Consider the following 24,917-nt stretch of genomic DNA (forward strand, 5'->3'; position numbering starts at 1 on the left):
AAAACGAAGCAGCCATGACACCCACTGCCACGCAAACACCAGACACCGCGCCGCCGCCCTACCTGTCGGTGAACAATATCGAAGTCATCTACGACCACGTGATCCTGGTCCTGAAGGGCGTGTCGCTGCAAGTCCCGCAGGGCAAGATCGTGGCGCTGCTGGGCGCCAACGGCGCCGGCAAGTCGACCACCCTGAAAACCATCTCGACCCTGCTGCGCGGCGAACGGGGCGACGTCACCAAGGGCGAAGTCCAGTTCAAGGGCGAGCGCGTGGATCAGTTGACGCCGAATGAACTGGTCAAGCGGGGCCTGTCGCAAGTGATGGAGGGCCGCCACTGTTTCGGCCACCTCACCATCGAGGAAAACCTCCTGACGGGCGCCTATACGCGCAGCCTGTCGCGCGGCGAGCTGAAAGACGCGCTGGACAAGGTGTATCACTATTTCCCGCGCCTGAAAACGCGGCGCAGCAGCCAGGCCGGCTATACCTCGGGCGGCGAACAGCAGATGTGCGCCATCGGCCGCGCGCTGATGGCCAAGCCCTCGATGATCTTATTGGACGAACCTTCGATGGGCATCGCGCCGCAGATCGTCGAAGAGATCTTCGGCATCGTCAAGGATTTGAACCACAAGGAAAACGTGTCTTTCCTGCTGGCCGAACAGAACACCAATGTGGCGCTGCGCTACGCCGACTTCGGCTACATCCTGGAAAACGGCCGCGTCGTGATGGAAGGGCAGGCCCAGGAACTGGCCAGCAACGAAGACGTCAAAGAGTTTTATCTGGGCGTCTCCAGCGCCGGGCGCAAGAGCTTCCGCGACATGAAGTTCTACCGCCGCCGCAAGCGCTGGCTGGCCTGACAAGGGGGCTGCCGTCATGGACCTGGAACGGGCGAAGCAAGTGTGCCGCGGCTTTCCCGGCGCGACCGAAGACATCAAGTGGGGCGACGTGCTGGCGTTTTGCGTCGGCGGCAAGCTGTTCGCCCTGTGCGGCGCGGAAGCGCGCAGCACGCGCGGCATGAGCTTCAAGGTCGATGCGGAACGCTTCCTGGAATTGACGGACCGCCCCGGCTTTCTCCCGGCGCCCTACCTGGCGCGGGCCAAATGGGTGCTGGTCGCCAGCCCCGACGCGCTGGACGACGACGAAATGGCCGCCCTGCTGCGCCGCTCATACAGCCTGATTTTTGCGGGGCTGACGAAAAAAATGCAACGTGACATTGGAGAATCCGCAACATGACCGATACGCTCGACAGTCTGGAAGCACGCGCCCCCGAAGCGCGCGAACGCGAAATGATGGCAGGCCTGCCGCAGCTGATCGCGCGCGCGCAACAGGCGCCGGGCTGGGCCCGCATCCTCGATGGCGTCAACGCGGCCGACGTCACCAGCCGCGCAGCGCTGGCGCAGCTGCCCGTGACGCGCAAGTCCGACCTCAAGCAATTGCAGCACGACGCCCTGCCGTTCGGCGGCTTGAACACGACGCCAAAAAACGCGCTGTCGCGCGTGTTCGTCTCGCCCGGCCCCATCTTCGATCCGGAAGGCCGCGGTCCCGACTGGTGGCGCTTCGCGCGGCCCATGTACGCGGCCGGCGTGCGCGCCGGCGGCTTGCTGCAGAACTGCTTTTCGTATCACTTCACGCCGGCCGCCTTCATGGTCGAAGGCGGCGCCGCGCGCATCGGCTGCACCGTCATCCCGGCCGGCATCGGGCAGACGGAAATGCAGGTGCAGGCGATGGCCGACCTCAAGCCCGACACGTATATCGGCACACCGTCGTTTTTAAAACTGATCATCGAGAAGGCGCGCGAAATGGGCGCCGACATCAGCAGCGTCACCAAGGCCGTGATGGGCGCGGAAGCGCTGCCGGAATCCTTGCGCAGCTGGTTTGCCGAGAACGGCGTGCCGCACGTGTTCCAGACCTATGCCTCGGCCGATATCGGCAGCATCGCCTATGAAACGGCCAGCAACGGCAAGCTCAATCCCGGCATGGTCGTCGACGAAAACGTGCTGCTCGAGATCGTCCATCCGGGCAGCGGCATTCCCGTCGCGCCGGGAGAGGTGGGCGAAGTCGTCGTCACCGTCTTCAATGCCGACTACCCGCTGATCCGCTTCGCCACGGGCGATCTGTCGGCCGTGCTGATGGACGCGCCGGAGTCGCCGTGCGGGCGCACGAATACGCGCATCAAGGGCTGGATGGGGCGCGCCGATCAAACCACCAAGGTGCGCGCCATGTTCGTGCATCCGTCGCAGGTGCATGAAATCGCGCGCCGCCATCCGCACATCAGGAAGGCGCGGCTGGTGGTGTCGGGGCGCATGGCCAACGACGAGATGGCCTTGCATTGCGAAGTCGACGATCCGACGGACGCCAGCGGCGTGGACGCCATCATCGGCTCGATCCGCGAACTGACCAAGCTGCGCGGCGACGTGGTGCTGGTGGCGGTGGGCAGTCTGGCCCAGGATGGGAAAATCATCGACGACATGCGCGATTACAAATAAGGCCGATTTGCGGGATAATACCGGCATTGACCATCAGCCCCTTTCATCGCCATGCAAGAGTCCATGCAAGAATTTCATCACAACCGTGCCCGTGACCTGATCAAGAACGCGGAACTGCTGTTCGACCAAGATACCGTGCAGGCGTCGATCACGCGCATGGCCGATGTGCTCAACACGCGCTTCAACGCCGAGGATTCGAAAGAGTTCCCGCTGGTGCTGGGCGTGATGGGCGGCGCCGTCGTGTTTACGGGCAGCCTGCTGCCGCAACTGAGCTTCCCGCTCGAATTCGACTACATCCATGTGAGCCGCTACGGCGACGACGACAAGGGTGGCGAAGTGGTGTGGAAAGTCATCCCCCGTTCGAACGTGGCGGGCCGCACCGTCATCGTGCTCGACGATATTCTCGACGAAGGCGAAACCCTGGCGCATGTCAAGCAGCGCTTGCTGGACATGGGCGCCTCCGAGGTGATCCTGGCCGTGTTCGCCGACAAGGCCATCGGCAAGAAAAAGCCCGTACAAGCCGACATTGTCGGCCTGGTGATCCCGAACCGCTTCGTCGTCGGCTTCGGCATGGATGCGTACGGCTACTGGCGCAACCTGCCAGGGCTGTGGGCCATCAAGCCCGAGGATTTGAAGCAGGAGTGATTGTGGTGTTGTCGGATTACGCGCTGCGCGCTAATCCGACCTACCAGTGCCCGGTGGCGTAGATCGGATTAGGCCAAAGGCCGTAATCCGACAACGACCACCAGCGTTACAGCTTCAGCCGCGCGCGCGCCGCCTCATATTCGGCCTTCAGGCGCGCCACCATCTCTTCCACGCTCGGCACGTCATCCATCAAGCCCACGCCCTGGCCCGCGCCCCAGATGTCGCGCCAGGCCTTGGCGCTGCCGGAGCCGAAATTCATCGCGCTCTTGTCCGCTTCGGGCAAGGCTTCCGGATCGAGCCCGGCCGCTTCTATCGATTTTTTCAGGTAATTGCCGTGCACGCCCGTAAACAGGTTCGTGTAGACGATGTCGGCCGCGGCAGACTCCACGATGGCGTCGCGGTAGCCGTCGCTGACGTTCGATTCCTTGGTCGCCAGCCAGCGCGAGCCGATGTAGGCAAAGTCGGCGCCCATCGCTTGCGCGGCCAGCACGGCGTCGCCCGTGGCGATGGAGCCCGACAGCGCCAGCGGGCCGTCGAAGAATTTGCGCACTTCGCCCACCAGCGCGAACGGCGACAGGGTGCCCGCGTGGCCGCCGGCGCCGCTGGCGACCAGGATCAGGCCATCGACACCCGCCTCCAGCGCCTTTTTCGCGTGACGGATCGAAATCACGTCATGCAGCACGATGCCGCCATAGCTGTGGATGGCGTCGAGCATTTCCTTGGGCGGCGCGCGCAGCGAGGAAATGATGATGGGGATCTGGTGTTTCACGCACACTGCCACGTCGTGCGCGAGGCGGTCGTTCGACTGGTGCACGATCTGGTTGACGGCGATCGGCCCGACTTTTTTATCGGGATGGGCGGCCTGGAAGGCGGCCAGCTCGGCCTGCAGGTCGGTCAGCCACGTATCGAGCAATTCGGCAGGACGCGCGTTCAGGGCCGGGAAGGAACCGACGATGCCGGCCTTGCACTGCGCCGCGACGAGGGCCGGGCCGCTGGCGATGAACATCGGCGAGGCGATAACGGGTAAGGAGAGGTTTTGCAACGCAACAGGCAATGCCATGGCGGACTCGCTGGAAAGTTGATCGGACGTAAAAGACACACTGAGCGTTGATTATAGTGCAGAAAAAGTACGATCGTGCTGAATTTATCGCGGACGTGTTTCAACCGTCGTTAAGCAAGTACTCACCCTCGACCCGTGCCGCTGCTGCTCTGCATAGTTGCGACACGGCCCACTCGGCCAACGCGGCCGCCTCCTGGCGCAGGAAGCGCCGGTTGGCCGCTTCGAAGACGGGCATGCCGCGCAGCAGGGCCGGGATCTCGGCCAGGTCGATGCGCTGGCGTTCAAGCAGCAAAAATTTCAGCAGCACCTTCACCGCGTTCTGCGCGTTGCGCACGGGGTCGGACGCCAGGTAATCGAGACGAGAATAGGCGCGCTGCAGGGCGCCGGCGGCATCCGTGAACGGCCGCCCGTGGCCAGGGATCACCACGCGCACGTCCAGGCCGGCGATCAGGTCCAAGGTGGCGCGCGCCTCCAGAAAGCCGGAGCCGCCATCGAGTTCCGGGAAGATCACGCCGAAGCCGTTTTCCCACAGGGCGTCGGCGGAAATCAGGATGCCCTCCTCGGCGCAGTAAAAAATCAGCGAGTGCGGGTCGTGGCCCGGTGCGCCCAGGGCCTGCCAGGCCATGTCGCCCAGCGTCAGCTTGTCGCCGGGCGAAACGGTGGCGTCAAAGCCGAAGCGCGGGCATTGCTGGCCCGTGGCCTGGAAACTCAGGGCGTCCACGTCCCAGGTTCGCACCTTGTCCGCTTCCAACACGGGAATGGCCGTATGGCAGCCGTATTCGGCTTGCAGCAGCGCATTGCCGCCGCAATGGTCGGAATGCAGGTGCGTATTGAACAGGCGGTCCAGCGGCCGGCCCGCCAGGCTGTGGCGCAGCAAGGCCAGGGTCTGCGGCGCATGCGTGACATAGCCGCTGTCGATTAGGGCCGTGTCATCGCTGCCCTGGAACAGGATGTTGTTCGACGACAGCCAGCCGCGTTCGAACACCTGCATGGCATCGGGGAACAGCGCTGGCGATCGCGGCATGGGCTTCCTCAGTAGTCGGGCTCGAAATCGAGCAGGGATTCTCGTCCCGGCAATTCGGCCCACACGGCGCGCTTGAAGTCGTCATCGGCCTTGCTCCAGGCGATGATCTCGTCAAGCGTGCGCAGGCAACCTTCGCACAAGCCGCTGTTGCGGTTCATCTTGCACAGGCTGACGCACGGCGACGGCACCGGCGACGGCAAGGGGAGCGGAACGGCTGGCGGAGGTGGGGGAGCGACCATCATGGAGCGGCATCGGTGTTTGTACAGGCTTGCATTATGCCGCGAAACCGCGCCGGCGAGTCGGTGGCATCGCCCCGCAATGTCTCCATGACTATTATTTCCTGGCAAAACAATGATCAACAACCGCTCTTGCGGAAATTTATTTTGCTGCCTGTTCTCACTCTGCGGGTGCCCGTCCTACAACACAATCAGGCCAGATCCTGCTTGACTTGAGACATTTCAGAACTATACTACCATCCATACAGATGGCAAATGGATGCCACGTGGAGTTTATGGAGAGATATGGCCAAGCAAGACAGCAAGCCCAAAATTGGGGAATCCGAGAAAATCACGATCAACCTCGGCTTGATTGACCTGGGGCAGATCGATCTGCTGGTCCAGGAGGGATTTTATTCCAACCGCACGGATCTGATCCGTACGGCCATACGCAACCAGCTCGGTATCCACGCCGACGTGGTGAAACAAACCGTGGCCCGTAAAAGCCTGGTATTGGGCATGCAGCATTACTCGCGCGCCGACCTGGAAGCGATCCAGGCAGCCGGCCAGCGACTGCAGATACAGGTGCTGGGACTGGCCAGCATCGCCAGCGACGTCTCCGTGGAACTGGCACTGGCCACCATCGAGTCGATTTTCGTATTAGGTGCCCTGCACGCCAGCACCGTCGTCAAGACGGCGCTCGCAGGGCGAATTCACTAGCGTATTGGTTCGCGGCGATGACCCGGCCGATGCGCGGCACCGTTAAGGATGGTCATGAAACTACCTCTCAACATGTTGGCGCAGATGCGCACAGCGACCCGTAATCTGATGGGCAGCGGTCCCGCCGCCGCCACCGAAGCGATCCAGAAGGCGCTGTCCGCCGCCGGCCTGGCGCCGCAAGCGGGCGCCACGCAAGCGCCGCCGCCGCAGCCGATGCGCGACATTAATCCGCCACCAGCACAGGCCCGGACGCAGCAGCCGCACGCTGACGCCGCGCCGGAAACGACGGCCGCGCCGCCCACGCCCGCGCAGGCGGCGCAGGACTTCGCGCAGGATTTCATGGCGCGCCTGGGCGTGCCGGCCGGCCTGGGCCAGCACAGCTTCGACATGCCCAGCTTCGAGCTGCCGAATTTCCACCCGCCCGGCTTCAACGCGCCGGCCGCCACGCCGGTGGAGATCCCCGCCGGCGCGCAGTTCATCGACGGCGTGTACCGCAACCACGCAGGCACGCGTTCGTACAAGCTGTATATCCCCAGCAGCTACCACGGCCAGGCCATGCCGCTGATCGTCATGCTGCACGGCTGTACGCAAAATCCCGACGATTTCGCCGCCGGCACGCAGATGAATGCGCTGGCCGAGGAAAAGGAGTGTTTTGTCGTCTACCCGGCGCAGACGCAGGGCGCCAACAGTTCGCGCTGCTGGAACTGGTTCAACGCCATCGACCAGCAGCGCGACCAGGGCGAACCGTCGCTGATCGCCGGCATCGCCCAGCAAGTCATCGACGAATACCCGGTCAACGAGCGCGAAGTGTTCGTCGCCGGCCTGTCGGCGGGCGGCGCCATGGCCGTCATCGTCGGCACCCTGTACCCTGACCTGTTTGCCGCCGTCGGCGTGCATTCTGGCCTGCCCTTCGCCTCGGCGCAGGACTTGCCGTCGGCGCTGGCCGCCATGAAGGGCGGCGCCATGCCCAATGCCCAGCGCAAGGCGCCGGCCGGCGGCGTGCCCATCATCGTCTTTCACGGCGACCGCGACACCACCGTCAACCCGCGCAATGGCGATGAACTGATCGCGCAAGGCGTACGCAGCCAGGCGGGCGGCAAGGCGGCCAAGGCCGCATCCGTCGACGGCAGCGTGCCGAACGGCCACCGCTACACGCGCACCACGCACAGCCAGGCCGATGGCTCGCCGCTGGGCGAACACTGGGTCATCCACGGCGCCGGCCACGCGTGGTCCGGCGGCAGCGATAATGGCAGTTATACGGACGGAAAAGGTCCGGACGCCAGCCGCGAGATGCTGCGCTTCTTCAAGACCGTCAGCTGATATTCTCGGTGTAGGGCGCGATCTGCCGCTGCTTGTCGGCGATCTCGCATACGCCGTCGGCATAGCGGTTGGAGATGGCGATGAACTGGTCCTGGATCTGCAGGAAGGCGTCGACGATCTCGGCGTCGAAGTGCGAACCGCGCCCCTCGACGATGATCTGCACGGCCTGCGCGTGGTCCATGCCCTGCTTGTAGATGCGCCGGCTGATCAGGGCGTCATACACGTCGGCCAGCGCCATCAGGCGCGCCGAAATCGGGATGGCGTCGCCCGCCAGGCCTTGCGGATAGCCGCTGCCGTCCCATTTTTCATGGTGGCTGTAGGCGATCTCTTTCGCGTACTTGAGGAAATCGACCTCGATGCCCAGTTCGTGCTCGGCCGCCAGGATGGCGTCGCGCCCCAAGGTGGTGTGCGTCTTCATGATGGCCATTTCATGCGGCTCGAAACGCCCCGGCTTGAGCAGGATATGGTCGGGGATGCCCACCTTGCCGATATCGTGCAGCGGCGCCGTCTTGAACAGCAGTTCGATATTCTTGTCCGTCAAAAAATCGCGGAAACGCGGCAAGTTGCGCACCTTCTCGGCCAGCGCCTTCAGGTAGTGCGAGGTGCGGCGGATATGGTTGCCCGTCTCGCTGTCGCGCGTCTCGGCCAGCGAGGCCATGGCGTGGATGGTGACGTCCTGCAGCGCCGCCACTTCCTGCACGCGGCGCTCCACTTCCGTTTCCAGGTACTGGTTCTGGTCGCGCAGGAAATCCTGCATCTGCTTCATCGCCAGCTGTGTCTTGATGCGCGCCAGCACGATGGGTGCCGAAATCGGCTTGGTGATGTAATCGACGGCGCCCAGGGCCAGGCCCAGCTGCTCGTCGGCCACTTCGCTCATGGCGGTCACGAAAATCACGGGAATGCCTGCCGTGGCGGGATCGGCCTTCAGCGCGCGGCACACATCGTAGCCGCTCATGCCCGGCATCATGATGTCGAGCAGGATCAGGTCGGGCTGGTCGCTGCCGGCGGCGATCTTCAGGGCGCGCTCGCCATTGACGGCGATCTTGGTGCGGTAATCGTCTTCCAGCACCGCGCGCAGCAGATCGATATTGTCTGGCGTGTCGTCGACCACCAGGATGGTTGGCTTGCTTGCCGGCGCTCTCATACCCGTCCTTCGTTCTGCATAGTTATCCTTCTCACAGTGTCAACTCCAGCGCATCGGCCACCTCGCCCAGTTGCGCCAGCGCACCTTCGAAATCGTATTGTCCCAGCATGCGCTTCAACTGGCGCGCATGTTCCGCCTGCCCCGCCGCGACGAGCACGGGACCGATGCCGTCGAGGTGCTTGACGGCCTGCGCATCGTCCTGCTGCAGCAGCTGCGACAATTCGCGCAAGCCCGCTTCCAGGTATGCCCGGTCCACCGGCGCCACGTGCGCCACCGCCGCGCCGCCCGCTTCGGCCGCATTGCCGCGCGACTGCATGGCCAGCACGATCTTCGGCACCAGCTCGTCGAGCGCCAGGGTACAGGCGGCCAGCGCCTGCGGCAAACCGTCGTGCGAGCCCAGACTGAGCAAGTGCTCGACCCGCGCGGCGCTGTCGGCCAGGCCGCCGGCGCCGATATTGCCGGCCAGGCCCTTCAGGGTATGCGCTTCGCGGATCGCCGTCTCGAGCTGGTTGTTCTCGATGGCGGCAACGATGCGCTGCATGGCGTCGAACTGGGTTTCCACGAAACGGTCCAGCAATTTTCGCATCAAAGCGGCATTGCCGCCCACGCGGCGCATGGCTTCCGTCATTTTCAGGCCGGCGATCACGGGCAGCTCCGCTTCCGGCTGCGCCACCGCCGCCGTCATTGCCTGCGGCGCGGCCGGCGCGATCCAGCGCGCCAGGGTGCCGAACAGCTGCGCCACGTCGATCGGCTTGGCGATGAAATCGTTCATGCCGGCGTCCAGGCATTTCTCCTTGTCGCCGACCATGGCATTGGCCGTCATGGCGATCACGGGCAAATTCGAGTAACGGGGGTCCTGGCGCAGCTTGCGCGTCGCCTGGTAGCCATCCATCACCGGCATCTGGCAATCCATCAGCACGCCGTCATAGGCGTTTTCCTCGATCTTCGCCAGCGCGATGGCGCCATTGCCCGCGATGTCGACGCGGATGCCGGCGTCGTTGAGAATATGCTGCGCCACTTCCTGGTTCACTTCATTATCCTCGACCAGCAGCAGCCAGGCGCCGCGCAGGGCGCGCTCGTCATCGCGGTAGCTGCTCTGGCGCTGCGTCTTGCGGCTCTGTCCCGTCACGCCGCCAAACACGAACGCTATCTGGTCGAGCAATGTCGAGGCGCTGACCGGCTTGTTCAATATCCCGTCGAGCGGCAAGTCGCGCTGACGCGCCGCCTCCAGCAGCGCTTCGCGATGGAAGGCCGTGACCATGATGCAGGCCGGCGTCGCATCGATGCCGGCGGCATCGGCACGGATGCCGGCCAGGGTATCGAGGCCGTTCATGCCCGGCATTTTCCAGTCCATCAGCAGCAGTCCGTACGGACGCCCCTCGGCGCGCGCCTGCGCCACGGCGCCGATGGCCAGCACGCCGCCAGACACGGCACGCGCCTCGAAGCCCAGCGCCGCCAGCATGCTGACGAAGATTTCACGCGCGCTGGGGTTGTCGTCGACCACCAGCACGCGCAGGCCCTGGAACTGCTGTTGATGTTGCAACTGCGGCAGATTATCGCGCGGCACGGCGGCCAGGCCGAAGCGGGCCGTGAAGAAAAAGGTGCTGCCCACGCCCGCTTCGCTGACCAGGTCGATCTCTCCTTCCATCATTTCCACCAGGCGTTTGCTGATGGTCAGCCCCAGGCCGGTGCCGCCATGGTGGCGCGTGGTGGAGGTGTCGGCCTGGGTAAAGGCCTGGAACAATTTGCTGCGCTGGGGCGGCGTCAGGCCGATGCCCGTGTCGCGCACGTCCACGCGCAAGACAGCAGCATGCTCTTCCAGCTGCTGCAGGCGGATGGTGACGACGATCTCGCCCTTGTCCGTAAATTTGATCGCATTGTTGGTCAGGTTGATCAGCACCTGGCCCAGGCGCAGCGGATCGCCCTGCAAGGCGTTCGGCACGTCGGGGGCGATGTCGAACAGCAGTTCGAGCCCCTTGTCCTGCGCGCGCATCACGGACAGGTCGGCGATCTGCGCCAGCACGTCCTCGAGGAAAAAATCGACTTTTTCAAAGGCCATCTTGCCCGCCTCGATCTTCGAGAAATCGAGGATGTCGTCGATGATGGCCAGCAGGTTCTTCGAAGCCGATTCCACCTTCTCCAGGTAGTTGCGCTGGGTCGACGTGAGTTCCGTCTGCAGCGCCAAATGGGTCATGCCGATGATGCCGTTCATCGGCGTGCGGATTTCGTGCGACATATTGGCCAGGAAGTCCGACTTCATCTTGGTCGCATCCTCGGCCACTTCGACGGCGTGGCGCAGGTCCTGCTCGACGGCCAGGCTGGTGCTCATGTTCTTGAGCGCCTGCAGCAATTCGCCCGTCTCGTCGCGCGATGTCACCTCGATGACGGAACTGAAGTCGCCATTGGCCACGCGCGTGGCGATCGCCACCGCCTCGCCCAGTGGACGCGTGATCGAGCGCGCCGACCAGGCAAAAGCCAGTCCCGTCAGCAGGGCCGCCAGGCCGATGCCGCCCATCAGCAGCAGCGAGGTGTCGATGTCGTTGCGTATCCTGGCCGCGCTGTCGCGGATCAGCTGTTGCTGCAAGTCGTCGAGCCGGCCCACGTACAGCAGCACTTTTTCCAGTATCGGCAAGGTCTGCGTCTGTATGGCCTGCTCGGCGCGGGCATCCTCGCCGCGCTCGACCAGTTCGAACATCGTCTTGAGCGAGCCGTAGTACTCGGCGCGTGCCAGGTGCATCTGTTCCAGCAGGCGTCGTTCCTCGGGCCGCGCATCGAGACCGTCGAGAATGCGCACCTGCTCATCGATGCCTTGCTTGATCGCTTCCAGACGCACCTGGTTCGCCTGGCGCAGCGCCAGCTTGTGCTGGTTCGGCAGATTGCCGATGCGCGTGGCGGCCTCGCGCGCCAGCCCGTGGATCTTGCTGGTGGCCTTGGCGGCAACCCAGTCGCGCTGCAGGATATCGTCGGTCTCGGCGCGGATGGCGTAGATGCGGCTGCCAGAGAGGACGATGACGATCAGCATCAGCACGATCAACATGGCATAACCGGCATTGATGCGCACGCCGATACTGATATCCCTGAAGCGCATAAACTTTCCTATAAGAAATTCTTGAAAATCGAAGTCTGAACGTATTCCCCTACGAAATGCAAGGTTTATTGCAAAGCAATTGCATGCCGAAGTACTTATTTAGCCGACGTTAGGCTTGACAGGACGTGCCAGGGTGGCGATATGGGCTTGCAGGCAGGCGGGGCACCAGCAGCCCGCGGCGGCGCTGCCGGGCACGGGAACGGCGGGCGGCAGCGCCAGGCACCAACAGGGTTCTCTGGCGTCCGGGTCAAGCTGGCCACACTGGAAAGTGGCGCCGCACAGGCTGCACTGGCTCATGGCTGTGTTTGAATTGGCAAGTGTGTGTCATGCTGCTGCGCGACGCGACGCAGATGTAACGGGCAGTAAAAGGGCGGGCTGGGGGGCATATCGGGCCAGACTATAGGATCATCAGGGAAAATACAACAAGATCGCCCTATAATGCCTCCAGGATTTTCTTCTTCCCTGTAAAATCGCACAAATCTATTTTCCGGACTCGCCATGAATCAACTAGCTAACTTGAACCTGGACATGAATGACGACTTGACGGCGGTGTCGCCGCAAATCAAGGCGCAGATTCTGGCCGAGGCCCTCCCTTACATCCGCAATTTCCATGGCAAGACCATCGTCATCAAATACGGTGGCAACGCCATGACGGACGAACGCCTGAAGCACGGCTTCGCGCGCGACGTCATCCTGCTCAAGCTGGTCGGCATGAACCCGGTCGTGGTGCACGGCGGCGGACCGCAGATCGACAACGCGCTGAAAAAAATCGGCAAGCAAGGCACCTTCGTGCAAGGCATGCGCATCACCGATGAAGAAACCATGGAAGTGGTGGAGTGGGTGCTGGGCGGCGAAGTGCAGCAGGATATCGTCATGCTGATCAACCATTACGGCGGCCAGGCTGTCGGCCTGACGGGCAAGGATGGCGGCTTGATCCGCGCGCGCAAGATGCAGATGCCGGACCGCGAACATCCGGGCGAATTCCTCGACATCGGCTTTGTGGGCGAGATCGACGCGATCAACCCGGCCGTCGTCAAGGCGCTGCAGGACGACGCCTTCATTCCCATCATCTCGCCGATAGGTTTCGGCCAGGACGGCCAGGCCTACAACATCAACGCCGATGTGGTGGCGGGCAAGATCGCGGAAATCCTGAAAGCGGAAAAGCTGATCATGATGACCAACATCGCCGGCGTCCAGGACAAGCAAGGCAACCTGGTGACCGACCTGTCCGCGCGTGAAATCGACGAGATGTTCGCCGATGGCACGATCTCGGGCGGCATGCTGCCGAAGATCTCGTCCGCGCTCGACGCCGCCAAGTCCGGCGTGAACACAGTACACATCATCGACGGCCGCATCGAACACTCATTATTGCTGGAAGTGTTGACCGAGCAGGCTTTTGGTACTATGATCCGTTCGCACTAAAAAAATCGCAACGCATCACAGCGAGTAGTTTGGCGGCGCAGATCACCTGGCGCCGCTTTTAATTTGCCCTTGTAGCTCAGTGGTAGAGCACTCCCTTGGTAAGGGAGAGGCCACGTGTTCGATCCACGTCAAGGGCACCAGTATCCTTTCCCCGCAGCTGAAAAAATGTCCATGGCGGCGTTGTCCTTCCTCGCCGTACATGCGTACTGTCTTCGTCAGTCCGCCTTGCCCTGAACACTTTTCCATCTGCTCTGCCGCGTGCTTTACGCAGCAGAGCTACGGCATCCTTGCTGCCTGCTTTCCACACTTAGTACACTCGCTCGACCTTCAAGCCCTTCCGACGCAATAAATCCGGCACGCTCTTTTCTCCGACCAGGTGCAGCACGCCGATGGCGGCCAGGCTGTGCTGTTCGCGCGCCAGGAGCTTGGCGATGCCGTCGGCGAGGACCGGGTTGCGGCCGTCGAGCAACACTTTTTGCACGAACTGCGCGGCGAACGAGGGATCTGTCGCCGCCTTTGCCGCCAGCCTGTCGAAGGCGGCCGCGTCGGCGTTGCGCCACGCATCGGCGATCTCGCGCGCTTCCTGGCGTTGTTCCTGATCCTCGATCGACGCTACGCCGTCTTCCAGGAAGCGGCACTGGTCGAGCGGCGACATGGCGCCAAACAGCGCCATCTGGCCTTCCATCGATTCGAGTTCCACCACGGGGATCTTGCGCGCCTTGGCCTGCTGCGACAGATAATTATCGACGGCCAGGTCGGAGCGGTAACCCAGGGTGGAAAATTCGCCAATGGCCAGCACGCTGGCGAGCATCCATGGCTTCATCGGCGCCACCGATTCGGCCGGAATGCCGTATTTTTGCAACAGCGGCGCCAGGCGCGGGGCCAGGCTCTGGCGGCAGTCAAGCGGCACCTTGCTGCCCGGCGCCTCCATGCCGTATTTCAGCACGGCGCTCACAGCCTTGTGCGGATCGGTGCCGGGATCGATCTCCAGCGCCAGCGCCCCGGCCTGGTGCAGCGCCTGCGTCACGGTGGGTTCGAGCGGGTAAAAATCGGGCGCGCCGACATGGATGGTGCCGAACAGATACAGGGTGTGGGCCGCGTCCTGCACCTTGAACAAGGCGCCGCGGTTTTGCGCCGCGGGCGGCGCTTCGGCGAAGGCCGCCTGCAACGGCAGCAAGAATAATCCGCAAAACATCACTATAATCTGGCGTCGCATGGTTTTCCTGATTGTTGAATTTTTCATCTTCTCTCGCTAGCAAAGACTCTCGTGCCTGTGTCCCATCTTAACCGCTCGTCGCCGGTCTGGCTGTTCGACCTCGACAACACGCTGCACAATGCCTCGCACGCCATCTTCCCCACCATCACGGCCAATATGAACACGTATATTGCCCGCGTACTGGGCGACGGCGTGACGCCGGCCGACGACGCCATCGTCAATGCGGCGCGCGCGGCCTACTGGCGCCGTTATGGCGCCACCTTGCTGGGCATGGTCAAGCACCATCAGGTGCAGGCCGCGCATTTTTTGCGCGAGACGCACGCCTTCGACGATTTGCGCGCCATGATACGCGCCGAGCGGGGACTGGGGGCTTTACTCAAACGCCTGCCTGGCCGTAAAATTTTACTCACCAACGCGCCGCTGCGCTATTCGAGCGATGTGATGCGCCACCTGGGACTGCGCCGGCACTTTTCACACCACATCGCCATCGAGGCGATGCAGGTGCACCGCCAGCTGCGGCCCAAGCCATCGACGCTGATGCTGCGCAAACTGATGCGCAAGCACCAGATCCGCCCTGGCCGCTGCATCCTGGTGGAAGACACCCTCGCCAACCTGAAGGGCGCAAAAAGACTGGGCCTGCGCACGGCCTGGGTCACGCAATACCTGAAAATGGCCGACCCGATCGGCGTGGCGAAGTTGCCCAAGGCGTTAAATCGCCCCGCTTACGTCGATGTCAAAGTAAAATCTGTCCGGCATTTGGCACGCCGCCTTCACCGTCTGCGTTGAAGGGGACTCCTGGACTTCCGGCTGACGCCGGAAGCCGCACCGCTAGCGGCGGTGACGGACTTCCCCATCAAGGCAGCATTTTTTTTAACGACAAGAGAAAATATGGCAAGCACACCGCCGGGCCAACGCAGGCTACAAATTCTTCAGGCCCTCGCCGCAATGCTGGAGCAGCCGAAAGGCGAAAAGATCACCACCGCCGCACTGGCGGCCAGACTGGCCGTCTCGGAAGCGGCCCTGTACCGCCATTTCGCCAGCAAGGCGCAAATGTTCGAAGGACTGATCGAATTCATCGAGTCGAGCGTCTTCGGCCTGATCAACCAGATCGCGGAAAAGCACAGCGACGGCATGACGCAGACGCGCGACATCATCGGCATGCTGCTCAATTTCGCCATCAGCAATCCGGGCATGACGCGCGTGCTGATCGGCGATGCGCTGGTCAATGAGGACGAGCGCCTGCAAGTGCGCATGAACCAGTTCTACGACCGCGTGGAGCTGGCGCTCAAGCAGGCCTTGCGCGTGGCCGCCGCCGAAGGCCATGGCAAGGAAAGCGAAGTGGCTGCGCGCGCCACCCTGATCGTCAGCTTCGTCATCGGACGCTGGCACCGCTACGCCAAGAGCGGCTTCAAGATCAATCCTTCCCAGGAAGCGGCGCTGCAAATCGCCATGCTGCTGGGGTAAGTCACCGCCGCGGCTGTCTTCATGCATACCGACTGTTTCGCCCTGCTCGACGACGCCAGCACGCCTGGCGCCGCATCGCGCCTGTACACGGGCCTGACGGCGGTCTTGCAGTGCAGCGAGGGGCAGGCCTGGCCCGAGTTGCTGGAAGGCCTGCAAGACGCCTTACATCGCGGCCAGTACGCCGTCAGCGTGTGCAGCTACGAGCTGGGCGCGCACTTGCTGGCCATGCCGCCGCGCGCGGCAGATCCCGGCGCGCCGCCGCTGGCGCAAGTGCTCGTCTTCGACCATTGCACGCAGCTGTCGCAGGACGAGGTGGCGCAGTGGCTGGACGCGCGCATCCACGTGGACGCCGCGCCGGCCGGCGTGGCCAATATCCGCGCGAATGTCGACCAGGCGCAATTTACGCAGGCGCTGCACCGCATCCACGACTATATCGTGGCCGGCGACACCTATCAGGTCAACTACACGTATCGCTTGCGCTTCGACGCCTTCGGCTCGCCCCTGGCCCTGTATGCACGGCTGCGGGAACGCCAGCCCGTGCCGTACGGCGCGCTGGTGATGCTGCCCGATGGCGGCGCCCTGCTGTCGCTGTCGCCGGAGCTGTTCGTGCGCCATGCGCAAGGAGAGCTGACGGCGCGCCCCATGAAAGGCACGGCGCCGGCCGCCCCTGCGGAGCAAACGGCAGAAAACGCGCGCCGCGCCGCCGCCCTGGCCAGCGACCCGAAGAACTGCGCGGAAAACCTGATGATCGTCGACCTGCTGCGCAACGACATCGGCCGCATCGCCGTCACGGGCTCCGTCAAGGTGCCGGCCCTGTTCCAGGTGACGCGCTACAGCAGCGTGCTGCAGATGACGTCCACCGTGCAGGCGCGTTTGCGCGACGATGCCAGCCTGGCCGACATCTTCCAGGCCTTGTACCCGTGCGGCTCGATCACGGGCGCGCCGAAACGCCGCACCATGGAGATCATCGCCGAACTGGAACCGGCGCCGCGCGGCATCTACACGGGCGCCATCGGCTGGTTCGATCCGCCGGCCATCGGCGCCGCCCACCCGGTGGGCGACTTTTGCATGTCCGTGCCGATCCGCACCCTGGCCCTGCAGCCGGCGGGCCCTGGCGGCCTGCGGCGCGGCGAGATGGGCGTGGGCGCCGGCATCGTGCTCGACAGCGACCCGGAGGAGGAATTTGCGGAATGCCAGCTCAAGGCCCGCTTCCTGACGGGGCTGAGCAACGACTTCGAACTGTTCGAGACCCTGCATGCGAGCCGAGCCGATGGCTGCCGCCAGCAGGAGCGCCACCTGGCGCGCCTGGCCGCCTCCTGCGCCTACTTCGGTTTTGCCTGGGATGCGGACGCCGCCCGCGCCGCGCTGCAGGCAGCCTGCGCGGCGCGCCCCGACGATACCCCCTTCCGCCTGCGTCTGGCGCTGCGCCAGGATGGCCAGTTCACGCTGCAAAGCGGCGCGCTCAGCGCCTTGCCGGAGACGGTCGACGTCCTGCTGGCGCCCGACGCCACCGTGGCCGACGACCTGTTCCTGCGCCACAAGAGCAGCGTGCGCGCACGCTATGACGCGGCGTGGCGCGCGGCCGAGGCGCAAGGGGGCTTCGACATGCTGTTCTTTAACGAGCGGGGCGAGCTGACGGAGGGCGGGCGCAGCAATGTCTTCGTCCGGCTCGATGGCCACTGGCACACGCCGCCCCTGTCCTGCGGCCTGCTGCCCGGCGTGCAACGCGCAGCCATGCTGGCCGATCCCGCCTGGAACGCGCAGGAAACCATCATCACGCGCGCCATGCTGGCGCGGGCCGAGGCCATCGTCGTATGCAATGCCCTGCGCGGGGCCTTGCCGGCGCATCTTATCGCCAGCGCCTGAAACCGTTCAGGGCAAGGCGCATTGCCGAAGGCAGTGCGAACGCACGACGAGGCATTGCAACGCCGCCATGGACTCCTGAAACAGTTCAGGGCAAGGCGCATTGCCGAAGGCAGTGCAATTGCACGACGAGGCATTGCAACGCCGCCATGGACTGTTTCAGCCGCTAGAGATCTACCTGCATTTCATAACCGCCATAAATCATCCGCTTGCCATCGAACGGCAGCTTGGCCGGGTCCATCATCTCGGCCAGGCGCGGGTCTTTCATGACCTTGTCGTTGATTTCATCGCGACTGGCGCGCGACGCATACACGATCCAGGAAAACACCACCACTTCGCCATCCTGCAAGTCCACCGCCTGCGGGAACGAGGTCAGCTTGCCCGGCTTGACATCGTCGCCCACGCATTCGCGAAATTCCAGCGCACCGTACTCGCGCCAGACGGCGCCGCAGGCGCGCGACATGGCCAGGTAGGCATCGAGCTTGGCTTTCGGTACGGGCACCACAAATCCATCGACATACGCCATGATGATCTCCTTTGTTGTGACAAACGCGAACAACCAGCTTAGGATAATGATGGCAAGACGACAAGCGCGGCATTAAAAAAAAGCAGGCGTTCCAGCCTGCTTGTATATCGGCAACTTACATCGCCAGCGCTTTTTCCACCGCGCCAACGAGTTTCTTGTCGTCCGGCGTCACTTTGCTGGGGAAGCTTTCCACCACTTTCCCGTGGCGGTCGATCAGGTATTTGTGGAAATTCCAGGCCGGGGTCTTGCCCGTCTGCTTGATCAGGTCCACGTACAGCGGGTTCGGATTGGGGCCGGAGACGACGGACTTCGAAAACATGGGGAACTTCACGCCGTAGGTGTTGTAGCAGAAGTCGGCGATTTCCTTGCTGTTGCCCGGCTCCTGCTTGCCGAAATCGTTCGACGGGAAACCCAGCACCACCAGGCCCTTGCTGCCGTACTTGGCGTACAGCGCCTCGAGCCCTTCATATTGATTGGTAAAACCGCAATAACTGGCCGTATTGACCACCAGCACGACCTTGCCCGCATACTGGCACAGGTTTTGCGGCGCTTCGTCCTGCAGGCGGTTGAAGGTCTGCTTGAGGATGGCGGGGCAGGCGGCCGGAGCTATGGCAGCGGCAGCTGTCGCGGTTTCGGCGGCATGGGCCGGCATGGCCAGGCTGGCGCCGGCGGCAAGGGTGGTGAGCGCAAACAGCTGGGCAAGGGTCTTGGACATGAGGGGCACCATGGTTGAACGGAAAAAACCATTCTATGTCAAACGCCGCGCACGCGCATGCGGGCCACAACAACAGCGATTGCTTGACCAGCATCAAGAACGGTGCAGTACTTGCCCAACGCACAGTTTTTTTACCTATGCTCGGCCTTCCTGTCCTTGCCTTGTGGAGTTGCCATGCCCTTCCCGCACCTGACCGCATTACCCGCCGCCCTGCTGGCCGCCAGCCTCGTCACCCTGGCGCCAGGCGGCGCGCACTCCGCCACGACGGCCAAAGCCGTCAAACCCGCCGCGACCAGGGACGCCCCCGCCCTGCCCGGCTACCAGGCTGACCTGAGCCAGACCACGGTGTCCGGCCTGTCCTCGGGCGGCTTCATGGCGGCGCAGTTTGCCGTCGCCTACTCGGCCACCGTCGCCGGCGCCGGCATCATCGCCGGCGGCCCGTATTTCTGCTCGGGCCAGCCAGGCCGCTTCCCGTACATCCCCTACCTGACGAATGCCCTGACCACCTGCATGAATCCAGGCAGCGCGCAGGTGGCGCCGCCCGTCGCTAGCGAATTGCTGCGCGCGGCGAACGATTTTGTGCGCGCGCGCCTCATCGACGACACGGCCAACCTGAAACGCCAGCGCGTATATCTGTTCAGCGGAACGAAAGACCAGACCGTGACGCGGCCGGTGGTGGAGCAGGTGGGGAAATTCTATCAACTGGCGGGCACGCCGGCGGCGCAGATCCGCTTCGTCGACACGGTCGGCGCGGGCCATGCCATCATCACCGACAACAACCAGGACAAGGCCTGCGACGTGACGGCGTCACCCTTCATCAACGACTGCGACTTCGTGCAGGCGCGCGACATCCTGCAGCACCTGTACCCGGACCTGCAACCGTCATCGACCACCCTGACGGGCAAGCTGATCGCCTTCAACCAGCGCAGCTTCATCCAGAACGCGTATTCCAGCATGAACAATACGGGCTATGCCTACATCCCGAAAGCCTGCGACAGCGAGAGCTGCCGCGTGCACGTAGTGTTCCACGGCTGCCTGCAAACGACGCAGGCCATCGGCGACCGCTTCTATACCAGCACCGGCTACAACCAGGTGGCGGACGCCAACAAGATCATCGTGCTGTATCCGCAGGCCGAACCGAGCCCCGTCTACCCGTACAACCCGAAAGGCTGTTGGGATTTCTGGGGCTACACCAGCCTCAATCCGATCGATCCGGATTTCTACCGCAAGAGCGGCACGCAGATGGAAGCGGTCAAGGGCATGCTCGACAGGTTAGGATCGGCTCGCAACAGCCATCGATAACAAACGTCACGGATGCTTGAGAAAATCGCAGCGAGCGGCAACGAGGCTCGGCGCCCCCATCTGGCTAAGAAGCACAGCTGTACTTGGTTCGGGGCCGCCGAGGCAGCGAGCATCGCAGGCCGGAAAGCGCGCCGCGCAGTAGATTTAATCAAGCATCCTAGATACCGCCCATGCAGATGTACTTGATGACGAGATAGTCCTCGATACCGTAGGTCGACCCTTCACGGCCCAGGCCCGATTGCTTGACGCCGCCGAAGGGGGCGATCTCGTTCGAGATCAGGCCCGTGTTGACGCCGACCATGCCCGTTTCCAGGCCTTCTGCCACGCGCCAGATACGGCCGATGTCGCGCGAATAGAAGTAGGCCGCCAGGCCGAATTCCGTGTTGTTGGCCAGGGCGATGACTTCATCGTCCGTCTTGAAGCGGAACAGGGGCGCCAGCGGGCCGAAGGTTTCCTCGGTGGCCACGCGCATGTCGTTCGTCACGTCGGCGATGATGGTCGGCTCGAAGAAACCGTTGCCCAGCGCATGGCGCTTGCCGCCGGCCAGCAGGCGGCCGCCCTTGCCCAGCGCGTCGGCCACGTGCTCTTCCACCTTGGCGACGGCCTTGGCGTCGATCAGCGGGCCTTGCGTGACGCCCGCCTCGATGCCATTGCCCACCTTCAGCTTGGCCACGGCGGCCACCAGCTTGTCGGCAAACGCGTCGTACACACTGTCCTGCACGTACAGGCGGTTGGCGCACACGCAGGTCTGGCCCGCATTGCGGTATTTCGAGGCGATGGCCCCTTCCACGGCCGCATCCAGGTCGGCGTCGTCGAAGACGATGAACGGCGCATTGCCGCCCAGTTCCAGCGACAGTTTCTTGATCGTCGGCGCGCACTGTTCCGCCAGCAAACGGCCCACTTGCGTGGAACCCGTAAACGTCAGCTTGCGCACGATGGGGTTCGACGTCATTTCGCCGCCGATATCTTTCGGCGCGCCCGTGACGATGCTGAACACGCCCGCCGGCACGCCCGCGCGCTCGGCCAGCACGGCCAGCGCCAGCGCGGAAAACGGCGTTGCCTCGGCCGGTTTCAAGACCATCGGGCAGCCGGCGGCCAGGGCCGGGCCGACCTTGCGGGTGATCATGGCGGCGGGGAAATTCCACGGCGTGATGGCGGCGCACACGCCAATCGGCTCCTTGGTGATGACCAGGCGGCGGTCGGGCCACGGCGATTGCAGGGTATCGCCCGCCACGCGCTTGCCTTCTTCGGCAAACCACTCGATGAACGAGGCGCCGAACTGCACTTCGCCCTTCGCTTCCGGCAGGGGCTTGCCCTGCTCGGTGGTCATGATCAGCGCCAGATCGTCGGCGTTTTCCAGGATCAGGTCATGCCAGCGGCGCAGCACGGCCGCGCGCTCCTTGGCCGTCTTCTTGCGCCAGGCGGGCCAGGCGGCATTGGCCGCCTCGATGGCACGGCGCGTCTCGGCCGCGCCCATCAGGGGCACCGTGCCGAGATGCTCGCCCGTGGCGGGATTGCTCACATTAATCGTCTGGCCGCCATCGGCATCGACCCAGGCTCCATTCACGTAAGCCTGGTGACGCAACAAGGTAGGATCTTTCAACTGCAGCATATGGATCTCCGGTCTGGTTTGAATTATCGACGAGGGATACTATGCCACAGCGCGGCCGATTCCGCAGGCGCAGCGCTGAACTGCCCTGGCCTCTACTCGACCTTGAAAGACGACAGTTTCGGGTCCGGCGCCGGGTATTCCAGCTTCATGGCCTGCAGGGTTTCCAGCAGCAGGGACGCGACCACGAGGTTGCGCTGGGTCTTGGAATTGGACGGCACCACATACCACGGCGCGTGGTCGGCATCGGTCTCGCGGATCGCCGTTTCATACGCGCGCTGGTAGCCATCCCACTTCTTGCGCTGGGCGATATCGTTAGGGTCGAACTTCCACTGGCGGTCGGGATCGTCGAGCCGCTCCTGCAGCCGTCCGCGCTGCTCGTCCTTCGAGATATGCAGGAAGACTTTCAGGATGACGGTGCCCGTTTCGCTCAGCATGCGCTCGAAATCGCGGATATGCGCGTAGCGGCGCCGGCATTCGGCCTTGTCGATCATGTCCTGCACGCGCGTGATCAGCACATCCTCGTAGTGGCTGCGGTTGAAGATGGCGATCTCGCCCTTCACGGGCACGTGCTGGTGCACGCGCCACAGGTAGTCGTGCGCCAGTTCGATATCGGTGGGGCCCTTGAACGCCACGGCGCGGATGCCCATCGGGTTGATATTGCTGAAGATGGCCTTCACCGTGCCATCCTTGCCCGAGGTATCCATGCCCTGCAAGACCAGCAGCACTTTTTTCTTGTGCTGCGCGTACAGCATGCTCTGGCACTCGGCGATCTGCGCCGTCAGCGCCACGGTTTCCTCGATGTCCAGGGCCTTGCACTGGGCCGCCGTCAGCTTCTTGTTCGCTGCCTTGGTGGCTGCGCCCAGCAGGCGCTTGCCGGCGAAATCCTCGCTCAGATCAAAGCCTTTGCCGGCCCGGAATTGGGTGCGCGCCTTCATGCCGCCACCGCCAGCTTGCGGTGCTCGATTTTTGTGCAATGGTCCATCACCACGTCCAGGCCTGCCGCGCGCGCCAGCTGCGCCGCCTGCTCGTTGACGACGTCGAGCTGCAGCCACAGGCAGCCGGCCTTGACGGCGATGGCTTCCTCGGCGATCGGCAGGATATCCTCGGACTTGCGGAAACAGTCGACGATGTCGATGCGCGACGGCGCGACGGCCGCCGCGGCCTGCGTCAGGGTGGCGTAGGCGCGCTGCCCCAGCACGTCGCGCCCGGCGAGGGCCGGATTGACGGGCAGCACGCGGTAGCCCTGCCGCAGCAGGTAGTCGGCCACTTCATGGCTGGCGCGTTCGGGCTTGTCGGACATGCCGACGATGGCGATGATGCGGCTCTCTTGCAGGATGCGGGCGATGTTGGACATATTCTGTTCGTGGTTGGGCGTGCGACATTGCCCGCCTAGCGTAGCAGAATTATCCGATGCAGGGAGCTATCCAGCAGTCCTGGAAGTCCGCACGGCCGCCATCTTCGCCACGAAGGCCTGCGCGCGCGCCGTCACGGCCGCGTAATCGCCCGTGGCGCCCGGACCACTCAGGCTGCTGCCGATGCCCACGGCCACGGCGCCGCTGGCAAACCATTCGTGCAGGTTCTCCACCGTCACGCCGCCCGTCGGCATCAGCGGCGCTTGCGGCAACGGTGCGCGCAAGGCCTTGATGTAGGCGGGGCCGAACATCTCGGCGGGGAAGACCTTGACGATGTCGGCACCCGCCTGCAGGGCCGTGACGATCTCCGTCGGCGTCATCGCCCCCGGCATGGACAGCACCTGGTAGCGCTGGCACAGCGCGATGGTCTCCACGTTGACGCTTGGCGAGATGATGAACTGGGCGCCGGCCAGGATGGCGGCGCGCGCCGTCTCCGTGTCGAGCACCGTGCCCGCGCCCAGCAGCACCTCAGGACCATGGCGTTCGCGCAGGGTGCGCAGCACGCCCAGGGTATCGGGCGTGGTGAACGCCACTTCCAGCGCCGTGATGCCGCCGGCGATGCACGCCTCGGCGATCTGCACGGCCGCCTGCGCCGAATTGGCGCGTACGATACCGACCATGCCCCGTTCGAGGATGCCGTTGAAAACCATGTGCTTCTGCATCTGCTCTCTCCTGTCAGGCCGGCAGGGCGCCAAAGCGCACTTCCGGTAAACCGCGCACGCCCACCTGGCGCGCATGAAACAATCCGCCGGCCAGCGGTTCGCCCGCCAGCTGGGCCGGGGTCAAGCTTTCCTGCGCCGTGGTGACGAACAATTCGTCGTAGTGCGGGCCGCCCAGGCTCACGCAGCTGGGCTGCGAGACGGGCAGGCTGATATTGCGCTCGACGCTGCCGTCCGGGGCGAAGCGCAAGACCCTGCCCGCGCCCCACTGCGCGCTCCACAGGTAGTCATCCGCGTCGATGGTGGCGCCGTCGGCGGCGCCGGGGCCAGGACCGAGCACGGCAAACACGCGCACCCGGCTGGCGTCGCCGCCCAGGTAATCATCCCAACGGTAGATCGCCTTCTTCATCGAGTCGCAAAAATACATGGCCGTGCCGTCGACGCTGAAGCAGATGCTGTTCGAGATGGCGATCTGCGGCAGCGGCAGCCGTTCCAGGCTCAAGTCCAGGTTGAGGCGGTAGAAGCTGGCGACGGCGTCGCGGCACGGCCGCTCATCGAGCGTGCCGAAGACAAAGCGCCCCTGGCGGTCGCAGCGGCCGTCATTCAGGCGCGTCATGGGCAGGTCCCCCTCCACCGTGTGCAAGCGCGTGACGGCCCCGCTGCGCGCGTCGAACCACGCCAGGCGCGAGGCCAGTCCCAGCAGCAGCACGTCGTCGCGGTCCGTCAGCGCGAAACAGGCCAGGCGCTCGGGCATGGTCCAGCGCTGGCGCTCCCCCGTGCTCAGCACCAGCGCATGCAGCTGGCAGCCTTCGATATTCGTCCAGAAAACGCGGCCGCTGCGTTCGCACCAGCGCACGCCCTCGCCCAGGAAGTTCTGCGCATCGACCAGTAATTGGGCCTGTGTCCCCATCATTTTTCCTTTATTAACTTAACGCATGATAAAACCGTCGCGAGCGGAAGTCAGTTGTGACCGAGACGCGCAACTGTGCTTGAGCACAGTGAGCATCGAGGCCGCAAATGACGACGC

The 24,917-nt window shown here is 64.0% G+C and carries 25 protein-coding genes and 1 tRNA gene; 12 read left to right on the top strand and 14 right to left on the bottom strand.

All coding sequences use genetic code 11. The annotated features are described in order from the left end of the window. Positions 1–14 precede the first annotated feature (14 nt). From ACQ4WQ_RS15085 to ACQ4WQ_RS15100, 4 genes are all read left to right on the top strand, one after another. Complete coding sequence (locus ACQ4WQ_RS15085; RefSeq protein ID WP_070218968.1) at positions 15–854, top strand: ABC transporter ATP-binding protein; 840 nt, start codon at positions 15–17, stop codon at positions 852–854. Between the two features lie 16 nt (positions 855–870). After that, entirely contained in the window at positions 871–1,230 is a 360-nt protein-coding gene (locus tag ACQ4WQ_RS15090; protein ID WP_436498098.1) for an MmcQ/YjbR family DNA-binding protein, read from the top strand. Then, positions 1,227–2,483 carry a phenylacetate--CoA ligase family protein gene (locus ACQ4WQ_RS15095; RefSeq protein WP_436498100.1) on the top strand — a complete coding sequence of 419 codons (1,257 nt, stop codon included), beginning with the start codon at positions 1,227–1,229 and terminating at the stop codon, positions 2,481–2,483. Before ACQ4WQ_RS15090 ends, ACQ4WQ_RS15095 begins: the two co-directional genes overlap by 4 nt. Before the next feature lie 63 nt (positions 2,484–2,546). After that, positions 2,547–3,128, top strand: coding sequence for a hypoxanthine-guanine phosphoribosyltransferase (locus ACQ4WQ_RS15100; RefSeq protein ID WP_070218966.1), 582 nt, complete (start codon positions 2,547–2,549; stop codon positions 3,126–3,128). A 106-nt stretch (positions 3,129–3,234) separates the two neighbouring features. On the opposite strand, the gene ACQ4WQ_RS15105 is transcribed toward ACQ4WQ_RS15100, so the two are convergent. The 3 genes from ACQ4WQ_RS15105 to ACQ4WQ_RS15115 form a co-directional block, all read right to left on the bottom strand. Further along, positions 3,235–4,188 (bottom strand): NAD(P)H-dependent flavin oxidoreductase, encoded by a 954-nt coding sequence (locus ACQ4WQ_RS15105; protein WP_436498102.1) that lies wholly within the window; start codon positions 4,186–4,188, stop codon positions 3,235–3,237. Between the two features lie 100 nt (positions 4,189–4,288). Continuing rightward, complete coding sequence (locus ACQ4WQ_RS15110; protein WP_436498104.1) at positions 4,289–5,212, bottom strand: MBL fold metallo-hydrolase; 924 nt, start codon at positions 5,210–5,212, stop codon at positions 4,289–4,291. Between the two features lie 8 nt (positions 5,213–5,220). Next, on the bottom strand, positions 5,221–5,454 hold the full coding sequence (locus tag ACQ4WQ_RS15115; protein ID WP_232731261.1) for a DUF1289 domain-containing protein: 234 nt from the start codon (positions 5,452–5,454) through the stop codon (positions 5,221–5,223). A gap of 279 nt (positions 5,455–5,733) precedes the next feature. Here ACQ4WQ_RS15115 and ACQ4WQ_RS15120 point away from each other — a divergent pair, with 279 nt between their 5' ends. Both ACQ4WQ_RS15120 and ACQ4WQ_RS15125 read left to right on the top strand, forming a co-directional pair. Further along, positions 5,734–6,147 (top strand): CopG family transcriptional regulator, encoded by a 414-nt coding sequence (locus tag ACQ4WQ_RS15120; protein WP_034783786.1) that lies wholly within the window; start codon positions 5,734–5,736, stop codon positions 6,145–6,147. A 54-nt stretch (positions 6,148–6,201) separates the two neighbouring features. Beyond that, positions 6,202–7,467 carry an extracellular catalytic domain type 1 short-chain-length polyhydroxyalkanoate depolymerase gene (locus ACQ4WQ_RS15125; protein WP_436498107.1) on the top strand — a complete coding sequence of 422 codons (1,266 nt, stop codon included), beginning with the start codon at positions 6,202–6,204 and terminating at the stop codon, positions 7,465–7,467. Here the strand turns inward: ACQ4WQ_RS15125 and ACQ4WQ_RS15130 are convergent. From ACQ4WQ_RS15130 to ACQ4WQ_RS15140, 3 genes are all read right to left on the bottom strand, one after another. Beyond that, a complete protein-coding gene (locus ACQ4WQ_RS15130) occupies positions 7,460–8,611 on the bottom strand; it encodes a response regulator (RefSeq protein WP_436498109.1) in 1,152 nt (383 codons plus the stop codon). The genes ACQ4WQ_RS15125 and ACQ4WQ_RS15130 overlap by 8 nt on opposite strands. Before the next feature lie 31 nt (positions 8,612–8,642). Then, positions 8,643–11,699 (bottom strand): response regulator, encoded by a 3,057-nt coding sequence (locus ACQ4WQ_RS15135; protein WP_436498111.1) that lies wholly within the window; start codon positions 11,697–11,699, stop codon positions 8,643–8,645. 99 nt (positions 11,700–11,798) lie between these two features. Continuing rightward, the gene (locus ACQ4WQ_RS15140) at positions 11,799–11,996 is read right to left on the bottom strand and encodes a cysteine-rich CWC family protein (protein ID WP_436498113.1); all 198 of its coding nucleotides are present in this window, start codon (positions 11,994–11,996) and stop codon (positions 11,799–11,801) included. A 231-nt stretch (positions 11,997–12,227) separates the two neighbouring features. Here ACQ4WQ_RS15140 and argB point away from each other — a divergent pair, with 231 nt between their 5' ends. Together argB and ACQ4WQ_RS15150 are read left to right on the top strand one after the other, a co-directional pair. Beyond that, a complete protein-coding gene (gene argB / locus ACQ4WQ_RS15145) occupies positions 12,228–13,121 on the top strand; it encodes an acetylglutamate kinase (RefSeq protein WP_010393729.1) in 894 nt (297 codons plus the stop codon). A 65-nt stretch (positions 13,122–13,186) separates the two neighbouring features. After that, positions 13,187–13,261 (top strand) — tRNA-Thr (locus ACQ4WQ_RS15150). A 167-nt stretch (positions 13,262–13,428) separates the two neighbouring features. Here the strand turns inward: ACQ4WQ_RS15150 and ACQ4WQ_RS15155 are convergent. Then, positions 13,429–14,298, bottom strand: coding sequence for a TraB/GumN family protein (locus tag ACQ4WQ_RS15155; protein ID WP_436498115.1), 870 nt, complete (start codon positions 14,296–14,298; stop codon positions 13,429–13,431). Between the two features lie 90 nt (positions 14,299–14,388). Between ACQ4WQ_RS15155 and ACQ4WQ_RS15160 the strand changes: the two genes are divergently transcribed. The 3 genes from ACQ4WQ_RS15160 (at position 14,389) to pabB (ending at position 17,667) form a co-directional block, all read left to right on the top strand. After that, the gene (locus tag ACQ4WQ_RS15160; RefSeq protein WP_436498117.1) at positions 14,389–15,123 is read left to right on the top strand and encodes a pyrimidine 5'-nucleotidase; all 735 of its coding nucleotides are present in this window, start codon (positions 14,389–14,391) and stop codon (positions 15,121–15,123) included. Positions 15,124–15,225: 102 nt separating this feature from the next. Further along, positions 15,226–15,801, top strand: coding sequence for a nucleoid occlusion factor SlmA (slmA, locus tag ACQ4WQ_RS15165; protein ID WP_070313104.1), 576 nt, complete (start codon positions 15,226–15,228; stop codon positions 15,799–15,801). A gap of 21 nt (positions 15,802–15,822) precedes the next feature. Continuing rightward, positions 15,823–17,667 carry an aminodeoxychorismate synthase component I gene (gene pabB, locus ACQ4WQ_RS15170; protein WP_436498119.1) on the top strand — a complete coding sequence of 615 codons (1,845 nt, stop codon included), beginning with the start codon at positions 15,823–15,825 and terminating at the stop codon, positions 17,665–17,667. Between the two features lie 163 nt (positions 17,668–17,830). On the opposite strand, the gene ACQ4WQ_RS15175 is transcribed toward pabB, so the two are convergent. Together ACQ4WQ_RS15175 and ACQ4WQ_RS15180 are read right to left on the bottom strand one after the other, a co-directional pair. Beyond that, positions 17,831–18,190 carry a DUF1428 domain-containing protein gene (locus ACQ4WQ_RS15175; RefSeq protein ID WP_436498121.1) on the bottom strand — a complete coding sequence of 120 codons (360 nt, stop codon included), beginning with the start codon at positions 18,188–18,190 and terminating at the stop codon, positions 17,831–17,833. Between the two features lie 115 nt (positions 18,191–18,305). Next, positions 18,306–18,905 (bottom strand): glutathione peroxidase, encoded by a 600-nt coding sequence (locus ACQ4WQ_RS15180; protein WP_436498123.1) that lies wholly within the window; start codon positions 18,903–18,905, stop codon positions 18,306–18,308. Between the two features lie 174 nt (positions 18,906–19,079). Here ACQ4WQ_RS15180 and ACQ4WQ_RS15185 point away from each other — a divergent pair, with 174 nt between their 5' ends. Further along, complete coding sequence (locus ACQ4WQ_RS15185) at positions 19,080–20,207, top strand: extracellular catalytic domain type 2 short-chain-length polyhydroxyalkanoate depolymerase (RefSeq protein ID WP_436498125.1); 1,128 nt, start codon at positions 19,080–19,082, stop codon at positions 20,205–20,207. Positions 20,208–20,364: 157 nt separating this feature from the next. Here ACQ4WQ_RS15185 and gabD read toward each other — a convergent pair whose 3' ends face one another. The 5 genes from gabD to ACQ4WQ_RS15210 all read right to left on the bottom strand — a co-directional run bounded on the left by gabD (position 20,365) and on the right by ACQ4WQ_RS15210 (position 24,803). After that, positions 20,365–21,819 carry an NADP-dependent succinate-semialdehyde dehydrogenase gene (gene gabD, locus ACQ4WQ_RS15190; RefSeq protein ID WP_436498127.1) on the bottom strand — a complete coding sequence of 485 codons (1,455 nt, stop codon included), beginning with the start codon at positions 21,817–21,819 and terminating at the stop codon, positions 20,365–20,367. A gap of 92 nt (positions 21,820–21,911) precedes the next feature. Next, on the bottom strand, positions 21,912–22,754 hold the full coding sequence (locus tag ACQ4WQ_RS15195; RefSeq protein WP_436498129.1) for a PPK2 family polyphosphate kinase: 843 nt from the start codon (positions 22,752–22,754) through the stop codon (positions 21,912–21,914). Then, a complete protein-coding gene (locus tag ACQ4WQ_RS15200) occupies positions 22,751–23,173 on the bottom strand; it encodes a CoA-binding protein (protein ID WP_436498131.1) in 423 nt (140 codons plus the stop codon). Before ACQ4WQ_RS15200 ends, ACQ4WQ_RS15195 begins: the two co-directional genes overlap by 4 nt. A gap of 66 nt (positions 23,174–23,239) precedes the next feature. Then, positions 23,240–23,893 carry a bifunctional 2-keto-4-hydroxyglutarate aldolase/2-keto-3-deoxy-6-phosphogluconate aldolase gene (locus tag ACQ4WQ_RS15205; RefSeq protein WP_436498133.1) on the bottom strand — a complete coding sequence of 218 codons (654 nt, stop codon included), beginning with the start codon at positions 23,891–23,893 and terminating at the stop codon, positions 23,240–23,242. Positions 23,894–23,906: 13 nt separating this feature from the next. Further along, positions 23,907–24,803: an SMP-30/gluconolactonase/LRE family protein gene (locus tag ACQ4WQ_RS15210; protein ID WP_436498135.1), complete on the bottom strand. Its 897-nt coding sequence runs from the start codon at positions 24,801–24,803 to the stop codon at positions 23,907–23,909. Positions 24,804–24,917: the final 114 nt, after the last annotated feature.

Source organism: Janthinobacterium goodfellowi, from assembly GCF_051380695.1.
Classification (GTDB): Bacteria; Pseudomonadota; Gammaproteobacteria; order Burkholderiales; family Burkholderiaceae_D; genus Janthinobacterium.